Source organism: Denitratisoma sp. DHT3 (assembly GCF_007833355.1).
In the GTDB taxonomy this organism is placed as follows: Bacteria; Pseudomonadota; Gammaproteobacteria; order Burkholderiales; family Rhodocyclaceae; genus Denitratisoma.
The window spans coordinates 344,430-363,053 of sequence record NZ_CP020914.1; the positions used below are offsets into that span (position 1 = coordinate 344,430).

An 18,624-nucleotide genomic window follows, 5' to 3' on the forward strand; every position below is an offset into this window, starting at 1 on the left:
TCATCGTTGCGAGGCTCCGTTGGACTGCCTGCACTGTGAGTGCCACGCATCGCGGCAAATGGATTCCAAGTCGCGGCGGCTTTCCCAGCCGAGGAGGGTCATCGCCCGTGACGGATCTGCATAGTATTCGGCCACGTCACCCGCTCGCCGTGGCGCGTGATGGCAGGGGATCGCGTGGCCGCAGGCCGCCTCGAAGGCGCGCACGACATCCAGCACGCTGTGTCCCCGTCCGCTGCCCAGGTTGACGGTGAAGCCGGGCTGGCCTTGCAGCAGGGCTTCCAGTGCGGCGCAGTGGCCCTCGGCCAGATCCATGACGTGGATGTAGTCGCGGATGCCGGTGCCGTCCGGGGTGGGGTAGTCGTTACCAAAAATGTTCAGGGCATCGCGCTGGCCCGCTGCCACCTGGGCCAGAAAGGGCACCAGATTGTTGGGCGTACCGCGCGGGCTTTCGCCGATCAACCCGGACTCGTGGGCGCCGGCGGGGTTGAAGTAGCGCAGGATGCCGATCCGCCACTCGGGGTCGGCGTGACTCAGGTCGGCGAGGATCTGCTCCACCATCGCTTTGCTGTGGCCATAGGGGCTCGCCGGGCGCAGCGGCGCATCCTCGGCGACGGGCACACGGTCCGGCGCACCGTAGACGGTAGCGGATGAACTAAAGATCAGCCGCTTGATCCCATGCGTGTTCAGCACCTGACAGAGGGCGATGGTGCCGCCGACGTTGTTGTCGAAATACCGCAATGGAACTGCCACCGATTCTCCCACTGCCTTGAGTCCGGCAAAGTGGATGGCCGCGGAGATGTCATGGCGTCGGAGCACCCGGTCCATCTCGTCCGCGTTGCGGACGTCGGCGATATAGAAGGCCGGACGGCTGCCGGTGATGCTGGCGATGCGGTCGATCACGCCGGCATCGCTGTTGCTCAGATTGTCCACCACCACCACGCGATACCCCTGTTTCATCAGGGAGACGCAACAATGGGAACCGATGAAACCGGTGCCTCCGGTGACCAGAATTTCGCCGGTGCTCATCTGAGGAATTTCGGGTCCACGATAGCCCGCAGGTCGACACGGGCTGCGCCGGGTGAGTGACTCAGCCACCAGACTGCCCCCTTGCGGACCGCCCACGCATCCTCCTCGCCGCCGACCAGCAGCGCGGCGAGTTCGCCCAGGGTGGGTTGGTGTCCCACCAGCAGCACCGGCCGTTTCATCTCGGGCCAGTGCGCGGCCCGCAGCAGGTCGGCGGCGCTGGCGGCGGGTGCGATGGCGGGTTCCACTTCGTGGGTGCGGTGCAGGGCATGGGCGGTTTCGCGGGCACGCCGCGCCGGACTCACCAGGATGCGCGTGTCCTGCGGCAGCCAGGCATCGAGCCAGCGGGCCACCCGGGCGGCCTGGCGCTGGCCCTTCGGCGTGAGGGCGCGATCCAGGTCATCCTGCCCGGGGCGCGCGTCTTCAGCTTCGGCATGGCGCCACAGAATGATGTCCATCGCTTACTCCAATGCCGGCAGGCGCAGCTTGCCCAGATTTGCCAGGGCAGCGGGAATCCGCTTCCGCAAGCGGTGGTGGCGCCTGCCGTGCCAGCCGGCGACCAGGGTCACCGCTTCCCGCAACTGCGGGGCGTCGGCGGCGTAGCGGGAGAGCCGGTCTCCGGCGCTGGCCAGGTCGTTGAGTTGTCCGAGGATATCCTGCAAGGTCACCAGCTTATCCAGCAGGCGGCGGGAGTTGGACGCGGGCATGAGCGGAGCGAAGAACTCCAGACCATAGCGCAGGCGCTTGATGGCGATGCGGACTGCATGCAGGCTGGTCGGCCGGTCGTGGCTGGCGGCGGCCGCCAGCGTCAGCACCTTGCGGCGTTGCCGGCGCAGGCGGTGTGCGGCGAACTCGGCCAGGGTCGCGGCTTTCGCGCCCGGTGCCGGCGGGAGTTCCGACAGGGCATGGCACTGGGCGGTGGTCCGCAGCATCAGGCGGCCGTAGTCGCGCCCCTGCAGAGCTTCCAGCGCCCGTTGCCGGGCCTGCTCCCGCTGCGCGGCGACCAGCCCGGCCAGTGCCGCCAGGCGCGGTTCGTCGGGCAGGGCGGCGACGACCGGCTGCACAATCTCCGCCAGCAGCACATCCAGATCCCGCAACTGCCCCAACAGATCCATCAGTTCGCGCAACGGCGGCAACAGCCCTTGCGCGAATCCTGCCGGCAGCAGCGGGGAGAACAAGCGCAGCGCGGCGCGCAGGCGCCGGGCGGCGACGCGCATCTGGTGAATGTATTCGGGGTCCTCGTCCTTGACCGCGCCGGCATGATTGGCCTGCAAATGCGCCAGGCAATCCAGGGCGATGCGGTGGAAGGCCGCCAGCGGCGCCATGTCGGCCGCGAGTTCAATGGAACCCGCCTTGAGCGGCGCTTCGGCTGTACCCGAAAAAATCCGGTAGCCGCGCTCGGCCTTGGACAGCAGGGCGGGGACCAGGGTGACGCGCTCGGCCAACTGCTCCGCGATGGCGAATAGTTGCGATACCGGACCGCTCTCCAGTTCGAGCTCCACCTCGGAGATGGCTTCGCGCCGATCGGCCGCGGCGACCCAGCCGCGGTCCAGCATCAGCAGGACGACACAGTCCGGCGCCGGTTCGAAACGCCAGGTGACGCGGCGGAAGTTGGTCTCGAACAGCGGGACGATGCGCTCCCGGGTTGAAGGGCGTTCCAGCCATTTGCGGACCTTGGGCGCGCTGACGACGGAAAAGTCGAACCGGCCGCCGTAAGGCGTCTCCCATTCGGGGCGCGCCGTCAGGCCCGCCGCCGAGGCGCCGGCGCATTTGACGGTCTGCAGCCATTGGCCGCCCTTGCGGCGCAGGCGCAACGCCATGCCCTTGCGGTACAGCGCCAGATCCGGCGTGTCGTAATAGACGTTCAGCAGCGGGCCGGCCTGGCGGGAAACGGCACACTTCAGCAGCGGATGCCTGAGGAAGCGCTGATGCTCATTTTCCGGCAATGCCAGCTTGAGTTCGATCTCTTCGGCCATGAGGCATTGTAGCGGAGGGGCCGGAGCCGCTCAGGGCTGGATGCCGCTGATGCGCACCGGAGCGGCCGCCTCGGTGCGCCGTCCGAGGGACAGCGCCAGGCCGCGCAGCAGGGCATTGCGCAGGTCACGGGGATCGATGATCTCGTCGAAGGCCATGGTGTCGCCGGTGCTCCAGGCGCCGCTGGCGACGGCTTCCGCCAGCCGGGCCTTGCGCTCGTCGTCCAGCTTGGCGGCGTTGCCGCCGCCGCCCGCCGGCAGTCCGCCCAGGGAAATGCCGGGGAAGGCGAGGGTGATGGTCTGCTGGTCGAATGGGTTCATCCCCATCAGGGAACTGCCGAAACCAAAGGCCTTGCGCAGCGTCACGTGGAGCTTGGGACTGGTCAGCTTGGCCTGGGCCAGGTACATGCGGGCGGCGGCGCGCAGCGTGCCTTCCCGTTCCGCCTTGGTCCCGGACATGATGCCGGGATTGTCGGTGAGGAAGATCACCGGCAGGTGGAAGGCGTTGGCCAGGTGCAGGAAATGGGCGGCCTTTTCCGCCGCCTCGGCGGTGATGGAGCCGGCCAGCACCGCCGGCTGGTTGGCGACGAAGGCGCAGGGCTGGCCGCCCAGGCGCAGAAAACCGGTCAACAGCGGCGTGCCGTAGAGGGGCTGGAATTCCAGGAAATCCCCGTGGTCGGCGAGCAGCCGCAGCACTTTGCGCATGTCGTAGGCCTGCCGGCCGTTGCAGGGGACGACCTGGAGGATTTCATCCAGTCGCCGTTCGCCGTCCTTTTTCTTTTCTACACGGGAAGGGGGGTACTCCCAGGCATTGGCCGGCAGGAAGGCGAGGTATTGGCGGATCAGGCGGCAAGCCTGCTCCTCGTCCTGGACGATGTTGTGGACCACGCCGGACTCCCGGGCATGCATCGTCGCGGCACCCAGTTCCTCCTTGCTGACTTTTTCGCCCAGCGCGGCCTGCACCAGGGGCGGGCCGGCGGCGAACAGCGTGGCGTTCTCCAGGGCGATGACGAAGTCCATCAGCAGCCCGGTGAGCACGCCATGGCCGGCGGATGAACCCAGCACCAGGGCCACGGTGGGCACCAGCCCGGACAGTGCGGCCAGTTCCTGGAGGTCGTTGGGCGCGTAGGGATGGCGCTCCAGCGCGTTGGTGGCGCGGGCGCCCGCGCCGTCCAGCATCATGATGAGGGGGCAGCGTTCCTGGTGCGCCAGGCGGGCCAGGCGCATGCGTTTGGCGGCGGTGCCATGGCCGATGGAGCCGCCGCCCACCGTGAAGTCCTCGCAGCCGACGACGACGGTGCGGCCATCGACGGTGGCCAGCCCGGCCACCAGCGCGTCGGCGGGTACCGGCGGCTCGCCGTGATAACTGTGGCCGCCGACCAGGGTGCCCAGTTCCATGAAACTGCCCGGGTCGGCCAACAGTTCGATCATTTCCCGCGCGTTGCGGCGGCCACTGGCGGCACGCTTGGCCAGCTTGTCGGGGCCGCCCATGGTGTGTGCCTGGGCCTTGCGCCGTTCGAATTCCTCCAACAGCACGGCCCAGTCGTCCGGCGTCTTGTCGCTACGCTTCATTGCTCTCCCCAATCGTTGTTGTTATTGCCCCGGTGTCACCAGGGCATCGCGGTCACTGGCCGCGTTCCTTGCGCTCTTTCGCTTCTTCCTGCTGCAGGACCTTGAGTTCCCGCAGGCGGGCGTCCACTTTGGAGCGGTCGTAGAAATCGCCGTCGGGCGCCTTCTGCGCCAGGGTCAGCTGCTCGATGGCGGGCATCAGCTGGCCGCTGTGATAGTAGGCCTCGGCCTGTGCCCGGTGCTGCAGCAGGATCTTGCCGAGGTTGGCGTAGGCGCGGGCCTGGAGGCGGTACATGCGGGCATCGGACGGATAGCTCTGGAGATCGTCGATGGAGAGCTTCAGCGCCTGGTCCGGATGGTGGTCCGCCAGCAGCGCGTCCGCCAGGCCGTAGACCAACACCCGTTCCTGGGGGCTGTGGGCCAGGGCGGAACGCAGGATGCGTGCCGCACCGGCCGGATCGTTCTGTTTCATCCGCAGCTCCGCCGCCAGGCTATCCACCATCGGCGAGTTCACTTTCGCCTGGCGCAGCGTCTGTAGTTCGCGTTCCGCACCGGCGTAGTCGCCGGCACGCAGCCGTGCCCGCGTCAGGCCGTAGCGGACCGGTGCCTCGACGGTGAATTTGCGCTCGCTGAGCAGGTGTTCGAAGGTCGTCACGGCATCGGCCGGCGTGCCTTCCTGGGCCTGGATCTTGGCCTTGACCAGGAGGAATTCCAGGGAGTCGGGCACTTGGTGGTAGGGGCGCATGGCGATGCGGTTTTCCATGTCGGAAATCCGCTCCGTGGTCAGCGGGTGGGTGCGCAGATAGCCCGGCGCGTTGTTGTCGTAGATGCGGCCGAACTTGTCCAGCCGCCCGAAGAAACTGCCCATGCCGCGGATGTCGAAACCGGCTTTCTCCAGCAGCTGGATGCCCAGACGGTCCGCCTCGCGTTCGAAGTCGCGCGAATAGTTGAGCTGGTTCTGGATCATCGCCGCCTGGCCGCCGACCAGCGCGCCCTGCGTCATGCTGGAGTTGTTGCGCGCCGCCAGGATGGCGATGGCCATCGCCAGCATCGTCATCACCTGGCCCTGCTGCTGCTTGTTCATCAGGCGCGCCAGGTGGTGCTGGGTGACGTGGGAGATTTCATGTCCCAGCACCGATGCCAGCTCGGACTCGGACTGGGCGGCGAGGATCAGCCCTGTATGGACGCCGATGTAGCCGCCGGGCATGGCGAAGGCGTTGAGCGTGGCGTCCTTGAGGACGAAGAACTCGAAATCCTGGCGCGCGCCATCCACGCCGGCGGCCAGACGTTTGCCGATGCGCGAGAGGTAGCCCTCCAGTTCCGGATCATCCAGGTAGGTGGGTTCCTTCAGGCGGATCTCGTTCATCACCGAGAGACCGATGCGGCGCTCCATCGCCGGGGAGAGATCCACCTGCGCCACCTCGCCCAGGTCCGGCAGGCCGTCGGCCAGCGCCCGGGGCTGGATCGGCGCCAGGGCCAGGGAGAGCATCAGCGGAGCAAGCAGTGCCTTTTTCATGGACACTATGATAGCCGCGCCGCAGAATGGTTTCCCGCCCCGCACAATCGACAATTACAATCCATTACATCATGACGCTCACTCATTTCGATGCTTCCGGCCAGGCCCATATGGTCGATGTCGGCGAAAAGGCCGAAACCCGCCGTGTCGCCCGCGCCGAGGGGCGCATCCGCATGGCGCCGGCGACGTTCGCCCTGATCCGCAGCGGCGACGCCAAGAAGGGCGATGTGCTGGGCATCGCCCGCATCGCCGCGATCCAGGCCTCCAAGCGCGCCGGCGAGCTGATTCCGCTGTGCCATCCCATCGGCCTGACCCGGGTCGCCGCCGAGTTCTTCCCGGACGAGGCCAACGCCATCATCCGCTGCGAGGTGACGGCCGAGACCGTGGGCCGCACCGGGGTCGAGATGGAGGCGCTGACCGCCGTCTCGGTGGGGCTCCTGACCATCTACGACATGTGCAAGGCCGTGGATCGCGGTATGGTGATCGAGGAGATTCGCCTGCTGGAAAAGCTGGGCGGCAAGTCCGGCCACTGGCAGGCGGGGACGTAGCTCCCGCGGACGTGTGGCCGCAGCGGCGGCCTGATTCCATTTTGAATTTTCGAGGTACCCCATGAATGTCGATCGGGAACTGGATACGCGCGGGCTGAGTTGTCCGCTGCCCATCCTGCGCACCAAGAAGACCCTGGCGGAAATGCAGTCCGGCCAAGTGCTGCGCATCGTCGCCACCGACCCCGGCTCGGTCAAGGATTTTCCCGCTTTCGCCCGCCAGACCGGCAACGAGCTGCTCTCCAGCGAGGAGGGCGCGGGTGAATTCGTCTTCCTGATGAAGCGCAAGTAGGGCGCTGCCGTCTGCCGTCCCGTGCGCGGCGATTCGCCGGCAGCTGCCCTTGAAAAATTACTGACCGGTTAGTTTTTAATTTGATATAGTGTCTGCGGCTGGTCCCCGAGCCGTGGACTGCATCGTCCCGTCCTGCCGGAATCAGCGGGTCGTCCGCCCGCTGCGGATCCAGTCGGAGCGCGGCTATTGTGACGGTCGCCGGCTTGTTGCCGATCTGACCACCCGAAAGGAGAAGGCTGTGACGGAAGTTATATCTGGGCGTAGGAGATTTCTCAAATACGCGGCGGGTGCCGCCGTCGCGGGGGCCGTCGGCATTCCGCTGTTCCACTATCGCTTCAGGACGCCGGCGGCCGCATCACTGGGTCCCCGCCAGGCGTCCCGGCTGAACACCTGGGAAGACCTCTACCGCCAGCGCTGGACCTGGGACAAGATCGCCAAGGGCTCCCATGGCTGGTCCAATTGCCGGTCCGCCTGCGCCTGGGATCTCTACGTCAAGGACGGGGTCGTGGTCCGGGAGGAGCAGACGGCCACCTATGAACAGTCCGAGCCCGGGGTGCCGGACTTCAATCCCCGGGGATGCCAGAAGGGGGCCTGCTACACCGAGGTGATGTATGGCCCGTCCCGGACCAGCGTGCCGCTGAAGCGTGTGGGGCCTCGCGGCTCCGGCCAATGGGAGCGCATCAGCTGGGATCAGGCCATGGGGGAGATCGCCGAGAAGTGCATCGCCGCCGCCAGCCGCTGGGGCACCGACACCCTCTATCAGGATCTCGGGCCCAACTTCGATTTCGGTCCCACCACTGCCGGCCGCTTCAAGTTCCAGTTCATGGCGGGCGGCTTGTTCGCCGACAACTGGGCCGAGATCGGCGATCTGAATTTCGGGGCCGCCATGTCGCTGGGTTTCGCCCATGCCGGCGGCTCCTCCGACGAATGGTTCCTCTCCGACTTCCTGGTGGTCTGGATGATGAACCCCTCGGTGACGCAGATCCCCGACGCCCATTTTCTCTACGAAGCCCGCTACAAGGGGTCGGAACTGGTGGTCATCGATCCGATGTATTCCGCCACGGCGATCCACGCCGACCAGTGGCTGCCCATCGCCGTGGGCACCGATGCCGCGTTGGGGATGGCGGTGGCCCGCCATCTGCTCGAGGTCAACGCCATCGACCTGCCCTACGTGCGGGAGCAGACCGACCTGCCGCTCCTGGCCCGCCTGGACACGGGGCGTTTCCTGCGGGAAGCGGACCTGAAGGAAGGGGGCAGCGAAACCCAGCTCTACATGTGGCACCCCGCCAGGCGGGCGCCGGTGAAGGCGCCGGGCTGCACCGGCAATGAAACCCGCAGGCTCAGCCTGGACTTCGAACCGCCCATCGACGGCCTGTGGAAGATCGCCCTGAAGGATGGCCAGGAAGTGGCCGTGGTGCCCGTCGGGGCGATGCTGAAAGAGCATCTGGATCCCTGGACCTTCGAGCACACCGCCCGGGTGACGGGGTTGAGCGTCGAGCAGATCCGTACCTTCGCCGAAGGCTGGGCCAAGGCCGAACGGCCCATGGTGCTCTCCTCCTGGGGCTCCAACCGCTACCTGCATTCGGACCTGATGAACCGGAGCAAGCTCCTGTGCCTGGCCCTGAAGGGAGCGCTGGGTCGCAAGGGGGCCGGCTACCAGGCGTGCGGCTGGGTGGACCTGGAAGGGTTCGGCAACGCCATGCAGATGGAGAAGGAAGGGCTGCAAGGGCGGATTGCCGTGTTGTTGGGAGTCATGTCGCCCGGAGAATTGTTCAACGCCACCCTGGACATCGTGATGAAGCGCAAGACCGAATCCGATGTGGCCCTGGAAACCGAGAACAGGTACCTGAAAACCAAGCTGTGCACCACCGACGTGGTGGAAGTGAATTTCCGCTCCAAGGAATACCGGGAAGCCCTGAGCCGTGAGGAGAAAGACCTGTTCCCGCGGCCGCTGACAGCCTATTACGACGAGGCTCACGAGAAAAACTGGGCGCCGGGGCTGCCGCGCAAGGCGCCGCCCAAGGTCTTTTTCAGCGGCGGCGCCAACCTGCTGCGGCGGAACAACCTGCCCCAGTTCCTCAAGGCCCATATCTGGGACGACATGGAGTTGATCGTGGACATCAACCCCAAGTTTTCCTTTACGGGCACCCAGGCCGATTACATCCTGCCGGCGGCGGGCTGGTACGAGAAATCCGGGATCAAGTACAACATGGCCTACATCCCGTATCTGCATTACTGCGATGTGGCCGTGCCGCCCCTGGCGGAAGCCAAGGACGAGTATGAAATCTACTGGCTGCTCACCCGGGAGATCGAGCGCCGGGCCAAGGCGCAGAACCTGCCGGTCTTCGACGGCTGCGGCCGCGGCAACATCGACTGGAAGACCCTGCACCAACGCTACAGCAACCAGGGAGCGCTGGGTCCCAAGGACGCCGAAAAACTCGCGGAAGAAATCCTGCGCAGCGATGCCACCCAGGGCATGACCATCGAAGGCCTGAAAAAGACCGGCATCGCCAAATACACCGCAACGGGGGGCAATGTGCAGGCCGGCGCCTTGAACAACCCGGACTGGAAGGGCAAGGGCGTGTTGAACACCATGACGCGCTTCACCGAGCACAAGGAGCCTTGGCCCACCTACAGCGGCCGGATCACCACCTTCATCGACCACCCCTGGTTCGTCGAGATGCGGGAGCAGTTCACCACCCACAAGGAAAGCCCGAAGGCCGGGGGCGACTATCCCTTCCAGTTCGTCAGTTGCCATGCGCGCTGGTCCATCCATTCCACCTGGCGCGACACGCCGCTGATGCTGCGCCTGCAGCGGGGCGAACCCCTGGTCTGGCTCAACCCGTCCGACGCCGCCAAGGTCGGCGTCAAGGACCACGACTACGCCGAGCTCTACAACGACTACGGCTCGGTGAGGATGCGCATCAAGCATTCCACCATGGTCCGGCCCGGCGTGGCCTACTACTACCATGCCTGGGAACCGCATCAGTTTCCCAATCACCAGTCCTACAAGTGGCTGATTCCGGGGCTGGTGAAGCCGCTCCACATGGCCGGCGGCTACGGCCACATCAACCATGCCATGAACCGCTACCAGCCGGGCAGCGCCGTTCAGGACACCCGTCTGGGCATCCGCCCCTGGACGGGACAATCCACGGGCGCCAAGCCCGTGGCCAACGTTTGACGGAGATCTGTAATGAAATACGACATCCCAAAATCCGATCGCCAGGTCTCCATGGTCCTGGATCTCAACAAGTGCCTGGGCTGCCAAACCTGTTCCGTGGCCTGCAAGAAGATGTGGAACACCGACGCGGGCACCGACTACGCCTACTGGAACAACGTCGAGACCATGCCGGGCAAGGGGTTCCCGGCCGACATCCACGATCCGGACACGGCGGGGCGCAACCTGGCCGGGGAGACCAAGCGCGGCAAACTGCCCAGCATCGACACCGGCTACGGCCGGGCCTGGAAGTTCAACCACCAGGAGGCCCTGGCCTCCACGGCGCAGCCGGTGAAGGTGTGGATCAAACCCAAGGAGGAAGTGAAGTGGGGCCCCAACTTCGACGAGGACGAAGGCAAGGGCAATTACCCCAAGGACAACCACTACTTCTATCTGCCGCGGCTGTGCAACCACTGCACCCATCCGGCCTGCCTGGATGCCTGCCCCCGCGCCGCGATCCACAAGCGCAAGGAAGACGGCATCGTGCTGGTGAATCAGGACAAGTGCCACGGCTACCGTTTCTGCGTCGAGGCCTGTCCCTACAAGAAGGTCTATTACGACCACGTGCGGCAGGTGTCGTCCAAGTGCATCTTCTGCCTGCCGCGGGTGGAGGAGGGCGTCGCCCCGGCCTGCGCGCGCCAGTGTCCAGGCCGCCTGCGCTTCGTCGGCTACCGGGACGACCAGGACGGCCCGATCTGGAAGCTGGTGGAGAAATGGAAGGTGGCCATCCCGCTGCATCCGGAATACGGCCTGGGCCCCAATGTCTTCTACGTCCCCCCCATGAGCCCGCCGCAACTGGATGACCAGGGGCGGCCGACCGGCCAGCCACGGATTCCCCTGGCCTATCTGGAATCGCTCTTCGGCGCGGCGGTGAAGCCGGCTCTCGACGTCCTCTTGGCCGAACGGGAAAAGAAGAAGCGCGGCGAGCCCAGCGAGCTCATGGATCTCCTGATCGCCTACGACTGGAACGACAACTTCAAACTGGCGCCCCGTCATCGGGAAGTGCTGGCTTAAGACCGCTTGAAGGACGGAGATGCCCATCATGAAACAAACCGTTAGCCTGATCCCCGCGCCGACCGTGATCCAGCCCGGCGGCTATGTACCGGCAGCCTATGCCGATCGCGGCACGCCGCGCACGGCGCAGGCCGAGGTCGCTGTCGAGGCGGCCGGCAAAGGCTGGAAGATCACGCTGAGCTGGGCGTGTCCCAAGCCGGTGGACGACATCGCCAACGAGACCGACAAGTTCATCGATGCCTGCGCCATATTGGCGCCGACGGCCGCGGACGCGCCGTGGATGACCATGGGGGCGCCCGGGCAGGCGGTGGAAGGCTATCTCTGGCGGCCGGATCGCCAGGAGCCTTGGCAGATTCATGCCGAGGGGCTGGGGTCGGTGCGGCGCGGTGCCGCTGCCGGGGCGAAGGCCCAGGGCGCCTGGTCCCAGGGCCGCTGGGAGATCGTGTTCGAATTGCCCGAGTGGGCGGCGCTGGAGCGCCACCGGCAGGTGGCGTTGGCGGTATGGCGCGGCAGCGACCAGGAGCGGGCGGGCCTGAAGTCCGTCAGCCCCGGCTGGCTGTCGCTGGACTGAGCGGATTTTCCCATGAGCGAGCAACAACTCAATCCCCTGGCGCTGCGGATGCTGGCCTGGGCGTGCCTGTGGAGCCCCCTGGCCGAGAATGACGAGCATCAGGCCGCCTGGGAGGTGCTGCAGCTGCCGGGCGATTTCGAGGATGTGCGGGTCGATTACTGGAATGCGTTCCATGCCGGCGTCCCCCAGCCGCCGGTACCGGCGCTGTTCCATGCCCTGTTGCAGCGGGAAGGCAACGCGGTGCGGGAGGATCTGATGCGGGCGGCCGACTATTTGGAGCTGGAATGGAGCGACAAGCGCCTGCCGCCGGATCACGTGGGGCCGGCCTGTGAAATCTTCGGCCTCGCCATCGAGCGGGAGGAGCCGGTGCTGATCGACGGGCTGCGGGAGCGCTATCTGCGTCCCTGGTCGCGCCAGGCGCAGACCCTGCTGGCTTCCCACCCCGGACTGCTGGCGCTGTTGGAGCGCTTCGAGGCGGATGTCGCGGCCGCGCCGGTACCTGAGACGTGATGTGCTTCGAGGCACTTTGGCTGATGTTGCGGGGGCGCGCCGGGCGACGTTGGTTGCCGCCCTGCGGAACCCTGTTTGCGTTGCCCGGTACTGGAAGGTCCCGCCCGTATTCCTCGCTGCACGGGCGGGACTGCTGTGTCGATGGGTGAGGGATGCGCCTCTGGAGCGGGGCTTACCACTTGTAGCCGAACGAGACGCCATACGTCCGGGGAGGTGCCCAGGTTGCGGTCCTGTAGAAGTAGAAATCGATGCCGTTCATCGGTTTTTTCTCGTCGGTCAGGTTCTTCACCCAGAACGACGCTTCGGCGGCACCGGGGCCCCCCACGGGGATATTGGCCAGCAACAGGCGGGCGTTGAGCAGACCGATGGCCGGGATTTCCGTCATCGATGCCACGGCGCCACTGGCCGCGAGCGGCGAGTCGTAACTCTTGTTGACGGCGTAGAGAAAGCGCTCCGACAGCCAGGTGTAGTCGGCGATCAGGCGCAGCGTGCCCCAGTCGGTCTTGGCCAGACGGCCATCGATGGCGAGGTTCAGGGTGTGCTTGGGGGCATAGGGCATTTCACGGTTGCTGGCGGTGTTGATCGAGACGCCCGCATTCGGGGGATTGATGCCCGTATCCATATATTCATCGAACTTCGCATCCAGGTAGCCATAGCTACCCGTCATGCGCCAGCCGGCGGTGATTTGCCAGGCCAGTTCGAGTTCGATACCCTGCTGGGTGGCCTTGCCCGCGTTGTACAGACTGGACTGCACCGAGCCGGGCGGGATCATTGTAAGTTGCATGTCGGTGATCTTGTTATGGAAATAGGTCGCGTTGAACATGCCCCGGCCTTCGGCGAAGTTGCTCTTCACGCCGAACTCGAAGGTCTGTGATTTTTCAGGTTGGTAGGGAGTGCTCAGGGTTATTGGGTTTGTTGCTTCGCCGTTCCAACCCCCGCTTTTAAATCCCTTGGCCATGCGGGCATAAATATTGACCGTATCACTGAGTTTGTAGACGGCGCTCATGGAAGGCGTGGTGGCGCTGAAGCGGGTCATGTATTCCACGGGCGCCACACGGGTTTCGAAGACCGGTCCCCGATAGCCGACGGTGCCGTATTGACTGGCCTGCAAGCCGCGGTCCTCACGGGTGCTGCGAATACCGGCGGTCAGGGTCAGGTCGGGTGTGGCTTTCCAGTCCAATTGGCCGTAGATGGCTTTTTGCTTGGTGGTCACGCCGCTGTTGACGAAACCGTTATCCCCATAAATGCCACGCATATCGTAGGTGAAGCCATCTTCTTTGAAGATGTAGTAACCCGCCACATAGTTGAAGCGATCGGTATTGCCGACCCACTGGAATTCGTGCGACCAGGTCCTCAGGTCGGTGTCCTGTCCCGTGACGACGATGGGAAGGGGCGTCCCGTCCAGGTCCATTTGATCGCTATAGAAGAGCTTGCGGTAAGAGCCGATGTATTTGACGGTATTGCCCGGGTCGAGCTGATAGGTGGCGGTCAGTGCGTGACCATCGACTTTCAGCTTCTGGTAGAAGGTTCCGCCGGGATCGGCGGCGAAGGATTTGGGCCGGGTCGTGGAGGCACGGGACGCCGTGCCCACGTAACCCAGGGCTTCCAGATCGAGGCCGCCGTACAAGAGGGTGCCGCTGCCGTTGGCTGCATAGAGCGTGGCGGCGGTGGGCATGGAGTCGGATTCGGTGTGGTCGTATTTGTAATCCACCTGCAAATCGCGGCTGATGTCGAAGTTGGCCGCAAGACGGAACGCCTGGCGGTTCTTGTCGCTGAAAGCGCGGCCGTTGGCGTTTTTCAGCCAGCCGTCCTGCTTTTCGTTGCGCAGGGCGAAGCTCAGGCTGGTGATGCCCATCTTGGGCAGGTCGATGGACAGGCGTTCGACGTGATGGCCGTAGTTGCCGATCTCCATATTGGCCGAACCGCTGAAAACGCCCGCGGGCTTGCGGGATATGAAGTTGATCGCTCCGCCCAGCGTGTTGCGCCCGAAGAGCGTGCCTTGCGGGCCGCGCAGCACTTCGATGCGCTCCAGATCGACCATCTCCGACAGATTGCCCAGGGATTTGGCGACATAGACGCCATCGATATACATGCCGACCGACGGGTCGACCAGGATCGAGGGCTGGCCGGTCGAGGCGCCGCGGATGCTGACCTGGGAAATCAGGTCATTCGAGGGTGAGCGATTGACCACCACGTTGGGCGCAAGGCCAGAGATATCCGCGCCGCCTTCGATGCCGCGCGCTTCCAGTTGTCCGCCGCTGATGGCGGAAATCGACAACGGCACGTCCTGCAGGCGTTCGGCCCGTTTCTGGGCGGTGACGATAACCTCTTCCAGTACTGCTCCTTTTTCTGCAAGCGCCGTCATTGTTGTCCCAGTCAGGGCTGAGGCAATCAGTGTGGGAATGATGCGTGCTGCAAAGTGTTTATGCTGAATATTCACTGGTCGTTCTCCGTTCATGGTTATTGAAGTACCTGCCTCACTTGCCGATGCATTGCGCGCCGTAAACCCTTTGCTGCTATGAATCGGGAATCCATGTTCAAGGCTGGGCCGGCAGTCGCCGGTAGATGCCTTCAAAGACGGTGGTCCAGGTGCGGCCGCCATCGTTGCTGCTCTGTTCCAGCTGACGCAGTTCGTCGGCAGAGACCGCTCTCAGTACGTTGCGACCGCGACGGCCCGGTCCCGCTGGATCGGCCAGGACCATGCCGCCCAGGCCGGGACGGCCCTGGCGGTCGGTGCGTTCACCGTTGCTGTCGGCCCAGAGCTGGCGCCAGCGACCGCGCTCGGGCTGATAGACGATCAGGCTCTTGCCGCTGCCACCGTCGGCGCCGGTCCACTCCTCAAGCAGGGCGCAGCCGCCGGCGATGGCGCTGATGCGGTTGTTGCCGACCACCGTGTGGTCGGGAGTGCCGACCTGCCATTGGCCGATCCAGAAATCGAATTGGCGGTATGCGGGGCCTTGGCACGGCTTATTCGCTGCGCCGGCGATGGCGGTGGCCAGGCCCAGCAGCAGGCCGGCCATGAGGTGCCGTCGGGATGTGCTCATTTTCCGTCCACCGTATAGACCAGCAGCGCATTGCCGGGGCGGCGCTGGCTGGCGGCGCCGGACACCACATAGACCGCGCCATTCACCACCGCCTGGGCATAGCCGCTGACCGCGCCGCCTTCGGCATCGATGCCGTTGACCGCCGGGAATTTGCCGGCAGTGTCGGTGTCCCAGAGGATCTTGCCGGTGGCGTTGTCATAGGCGCGCAGATGGCCGTCCCAGGAGCCGACGAAGGCGAAGTCGGGCAGCAGGGCCACCGAGGCCGACTGGGCGGCGTGGCAGCCGCGCTCGCCCCAGCTGCAATGGGGCGGGGGTGCCGGTGTGCGCCAGAGTTCGCGGCCGTTGGCCAGGTTGAGCTTCACCACGGCGCCGGGATTCTTGCCCGGTAGTGCATCGACATCGCCGACCGGAACGTAGAGCTGCCCGCCAGCGCTGGCCATGCCGTACATGACGCCGCCCACGTCGCCGCCGTAGGCGATCTTGTTGCGCCAGACGATGCGGCCCTTGCGGTCCGGGTCGAGGGCATAGACCATGCCGTATTTCTGGCCGGCCATCACCAGCTGGCGGCCGTCGGGCAGGTCGGCCAGGAGCGGCGGCGAGCCGAAGCCGAAGATGTTGCGGCAGTCGGTGTCCTCGCCCCGGGCCTTGCATTCGGCGTCGCGCACCTTGGCGGGGGGCAGGGCGGACTGCTGCCAGCGCACGGCGCCGGTGGCCATGTCGAAGGCCATGATGGCGTATGCGCCCTTGGGGTTGTCCATGTCGTAGGACTCGCCCGTGGCGGCATACACCACCTGACGCTTCACGTCCGCCGCCAGGGGCGTCCAGATGGCGGCGCCGGCGGGGCTGGAGAGGGGCTGGCCGCGCGCGCTCTTCTTGCCGGTCGGCTTCGGCGTTTGGGCGATGGTGTGGGTCTTCCACAGCAGCTTGCCGCTGGTGACGTCGATCGCCGCCACGCCGCCGCGGAAGGTACAGCAGGGATAGTCCGGATCGTGGGTGAGCGGATCCTCCATCGAGGAGATCGGCACGAACAGCCGGTCTCCGGCCAGGGTGGGGCTGGCCGTCAGGCGCGTAAGGACATGATCCTCCACTTCGGTCTTCCAGCGCAGGGTGCCGGTGTTGGCGTCAATCGCGTAGACGGTGCCCTTGGTGTCGCCGACGAACACCAGCGGCTGGTCGGGCTGGGAGGCGGGCGCGCCGACGCTGACGCGACGGATGCTGCGTTCGGTGGCGTAGGTCCAGCGGGTGCAGCCGGTCTGGGCGTCCAGGGACACCACGTCGCCGGTGCCGGTGGAGGTGAACACGCGGCCGCCGGCGACGATGGGTTCGCTGCCGATGCCGCCGGGATAGGCGTAGGCCCACTTCAGCTTGAGCCGGGGCAGGTCGGCGGCGCCGATGCCGGGATGGGACTGGTGGCCGCTGTTGCTCTGGTCGCGGGCGAGGAAGGGCCAGTCGTCGGGGCCGATGCGCACCGGCGCGCCGGGGGTGGTGCATAGATTGGGCAGGGGCTTGGGACCGGTGCCGGGCTGGCGACCGGTCAGGTGGGTGGCCACCGCGCGGATGTCATCGGCATTGAGGCCGGCGAGCATGGCCATGGGCTTCATCGGCCCCGTGGTGAGAACGCCGACGATGGATTCCGGGCTGCGGAAACCGAGGGAGTTGGAAGGAGGGATGCGACCCTGGGGATGATCGTGGCAGGAGGCACAGGCCTTGGCGAAGATGGCTGCGCCCTGCTTGGCGAGAATGGCATCCTGGTCGTTGACCGGGGAAAAGACGGGGGAGGAGCCGGAACTCGCGGTCCAGACGCCGCTGTCCTTGTTCGCCGCCGGGTCGGGCAGCTTGTCGGCGAGCGCCGGAGCGGCCTGGAACAGAGCCAGGCCGAGCAGGGCGAGGGGCAGTGGGCGGCGCAATGCGGGGAAAACGGATTTCATGAGGGGAGTCGTGTTGTTATGGTTGGGTTGAGGGTTAGGCGAGCCCCAGGTAGTCCACCAGCCTGGCGGCGGGGATCATCAGCCGGCGCACCTTGAATTCGAAGATGCTGGGGAGGCGGACGGGCTTCGGCGCCTCCAGGGGCAGCACACATTCTTCCGGGCGCCCGGCGGCCAGGGCGCGGGCCAGGCTCTGGCCGAGCAGGGGGCCCATGACGTTGCCCCAGGTGCCCAGGTTCATGAGGGCGAAGACGTTGTCGTCCACCCGGTAATACTTGGCGTAGTCCTCGTGGTAGACGTGGGAGGAACTGGCGGTGACACCGGTCCAGTAGGACTCCAACTCCAGAGTGAAGGCCCGGGTCTGGGGGAAGGTGCGGTGCAGGAAGCGCAGCAGATAAGCGAAGTAGGTTTCCGCATCCCCGGCTTTGCCCGAGCCGGGAATGGTGGCGGTGACGAGGCGCTTGCGGCCGTCGATCACCAGGGGATAGAGGCCCGCGGGATATTGGGTGAACACCACCCGGCTCGGGTTCAGGGTTTCCAGCAGCGCGTCGGGTAGCGGGCGGGTGGCGAGACCGCAGGCCACCAGAGGGTATTGGGTCTGCGCCAGCTGGGGGAAGAACGTGTTGCCGGCATGGCCGCTGGTGCACACCACGATGCGGCGGGCCATGACGATGCCGTTGGGCGTCGTGACGCGCCAGCGTTGTCCGTCCTTCTCGCAGGCCATGACCGGCGAATCGCCATAGACCCGGGCGCCGAGGCGGGCGGCGGCGGCGACCATGCCATTGGTGAACAGATAGGGGTTGACCCGGCCGCCTTCCTTCCAATGGATGCCCCAGCGGTAGCGTTCGGTGCCGAGCATTTTCTGGATCTGGTCGGCATCCACCGGTTGGACGTCGTAGCCGAAGGCGCGCCAGCATGCCGCTTTTTTCTCCAGGGCGGCAGCAGGCTTGAATGCCGCTTCCAGCAGGCCGTCAGGCGAGGCATCGCCATCGATGCCATGCGTGCGGCAAAGGTCATAGACGATGTTGCGGTTTTCAACCAGCGCGTTGATCAGCCGTTTGCCCTGGTCGGGCCAGGTCTGCAGCGGTTCGAGCACGTCGAGAAAGGGCTGGACGTGGCCCGCGTTGCGGCCCGAGGCGCCATCGGCGGGCTGTTTGGCTTCCAGGGTCACGGTGGCGACGCCCAGTTCCGCCAGGTGCAGGCTGACTGACGCGCCCGCTAGGCCGGCGCCGATGACCACGACGTCGGTTTCGATGTTGCCTTCCAGCGCCGGGTAGGTCGGCAGGGCTTGTTCCGGGGGCCAGCCGCTGCAATGGATGGATACCGTGCCGTTCTCGTAGGCATGCAAGGCGTCCTGTGGAACGGGGCGCGGGATATTGGCAGCGGAACGTGGCGCGGTGGGTGACACGGGTATCTCTCCTGGGC

Annotated in this window: 15 protein-coding genes; 6 read left to right on the forward strand and 9 right to left on the reverse strand. The window is 65.9% G+C overall.

From position 1 onward, the window contains the following. The 5 genes from galE to B9N43_RS01595 are packed head-to-tail and all read right to left on the reverse strand — an operon-like array spanning position 1 to position 6,081. Positions 1-1,026 carry a UDP-glucose 4-epimerase GalE gene (galE, locus tag B9N43_RS01575; RefSeq protein ID WP_145840590.1) on the reverse strand — a complete coding sequence of 342 codons (1,026 nt, stop codon included), beginning with the start codon at positions 1,024-1,026 and terminating at the stop codon, positions 1-3. Next, positions 1,023-1,481 carry a SixA phosphatase family protein gene (locus B9N43_RS01580; protein ID WP_145840591.1) on the reverse strand — a complete coding sequence of 153 codons (459 nt, stop codon included), beginning with the start codon at positions 1,479-1,481 and terminating at the stop codon, positions 1,023-1,025. Before B9N43_RS01580 ends, galE begins: the two co-directional genes overlap by 4 nt. 3 nt (positions 1,482-1,484) lie before the next feature. Next, positions 1,485-2,999: a CYTH and CHAD domain-containing protein gene (locus tag B9N43_RS01585; RefSeq protein ID WP_145840592.1), complete on the reverse strand. Its 1,515-nt coding sequence runs from the start codon at positions 2,997-2,999 to the stop codon at positions 1,485-1,487. A gap of 30 nt (positions 3,000-3,029) precedes the next feature. After that, complete coding sequence (locus B9N43_RS01590) at positions 3,030-4,568, reverse strand: acyl-CoA carboxylase subunit beta (protein WP_145840593.1); 1,539 nt, start codon at positions 4,566-4,568, stop codon at positions 3,030-3,032. 52 nt (positions 4,569-4,620) lie between these two features. Then, positions 4,621-6,081 (reverse strand): M48 family metalloprotease, encoded by a 1,461-nt coding sequence (locus B9N43_RS01595; protein ID WP_145840594.1) that lies wholly within the window; start codon positions 6,079-6,081, stop codon positions 4,621-4,623. Between the two features lie 71 nt (positions 6,082-6,152). Here B9N43_RS01595 and moaC point away from each other — a divergent pair, with 71 nt between their 5' ends. The 6 genes from moaC to B9N43_RS01625 all read left to right on the forward strand — a co-directional run bounded on the left by moaC (position 6,153) and on the right by B9N43_RS01625 (position 12,230). Further along, a complete protein-coding gene (gene moaC / locus B9N43_RS01600; protein ID WP_145840595.1) occupies positions 6,153-6,629 on the forward strand; it encodes a cyclic pyranopterin monophosphate synthase MoaC in 477 nt (158 codons plus the stop codon). A gap of 61 nt (positions 6,630-6,690) precedes the next feature. Continuing rightward, a complete protein-coding gene (locus B9N43_RS01605) occupies positions 6,691-6,918 on the forward strand; it encodes a sulfurtransferase TusA family protein (RefSeq protein WP_145840596.1) in 228 nt (75 codons plus the stop codon). Positions 6,919-7,156: 238 nt separating this feature from the next. Further along, on the forward strand, positions 7,157-10,099 hold the full coding sequence (locus B9N43_RS01610) for a molybdopterin-dependent oxidoreductase (protein WP_145840597.1): 2,943 nt from the start codon (positions 7,157-7,159) through the stop codon (positions 10,097-10,099). 12 nt (positions 10,100-10,111) lie between these two features. Continuing rightward, a complete protein-coding gene (locus B9N43_RS01615) occupies positions 10,112-11,149 on the forward strand; it encodes a 4Fe-4S dicluster domain-containing protein (protein WP_145840598.1) in 1,038 nt (345 codons plus the stop codon). 28 nt (positions 11,150-11,177) lie between these two features. Next, a complete protein-coding gene (locus B9N43_RS01620; RefSeq protein WP_145840599.1) occupies positions 11,178-11,720 on the forward strand; it encodes a hypothetical protein in 543 nt (180 codons plus the stop codon). Positions 11,721-11,732: 12 nt separating this feature from the next. After that, positions 11,733-12,230: a hypothetical protein gene (locus B9N43_RS01625; RefSeq protein WP_145840600.1), complete on the forward strand. Its 498-nt coding sequence runs from the start codon at positions 11,733-11,735 to the stop codon at positions 12,228-12,230. Positions 12,231-12,402: 172 nt separating this feature from the next. On the opposite strand, the gene B9N43_RS01630 is transcribed toward B9N43_RS01625, so the two are convergent. From B9N43_RS01630 to B9N43_RS01645, 4 genes are read right to left on the reverse strand one after another with little or no spacing between them, the layout of a single operon-like run. Continuing rightward, positions 12,403-14,832: a TonB-dependent receptor gene (locus B9N43_RS01630; protein ID WP_145840601.1), complete on the reverse strand. Its 2,430-nt coding sequence runs from the start codon at positions 14,830-14,832 to the stop codon at positions 12,403-12,405. Continuing rightward, a complete protein-coding gene (locus B9N43_RS01635) occupies positions 14,768-15,274 on the reverse strand; it encodes a hypothetical protein (protein WP_145840602.1) in 507 nt (168 codons plus the stop codon). Before B9N43_RS01635 ends, B9N43_RS01630 begins: the two co-directional genes overlap by 65 nt. Beyond that, on the reverse strand, positions 15,271-17,202 hold the full coding sequence (locus B9N43_RS01640; RefSeq protein WP_145840603.1) for a PQQ-binding-like beta-propeller repeat protein: 1,932 nt from the start codon (positions 17,200-17,202) through the stop codon (positions 15,271-15,273). The genes B9N43_RS01635 and B9N43_RS01640 overlap by 4 nt, the downstream gene beginning before the upstream one ends. A gap of 34 nt (positions 17,203-17,236) precedes the next feature. After that, positions 17,237-18,607, reverse strand: a complete 1,371-nt coding sequence (locus B9N43_RS01645; protein ID WP_222428774.1) for an NAD(P)/FAD-dependent oxidoreductase — start codon at positions 18,605-18,607, stop codon at positions 17,237-17,239. Positions 18,608-18,624: the final 17 nt, after the last annotated feature.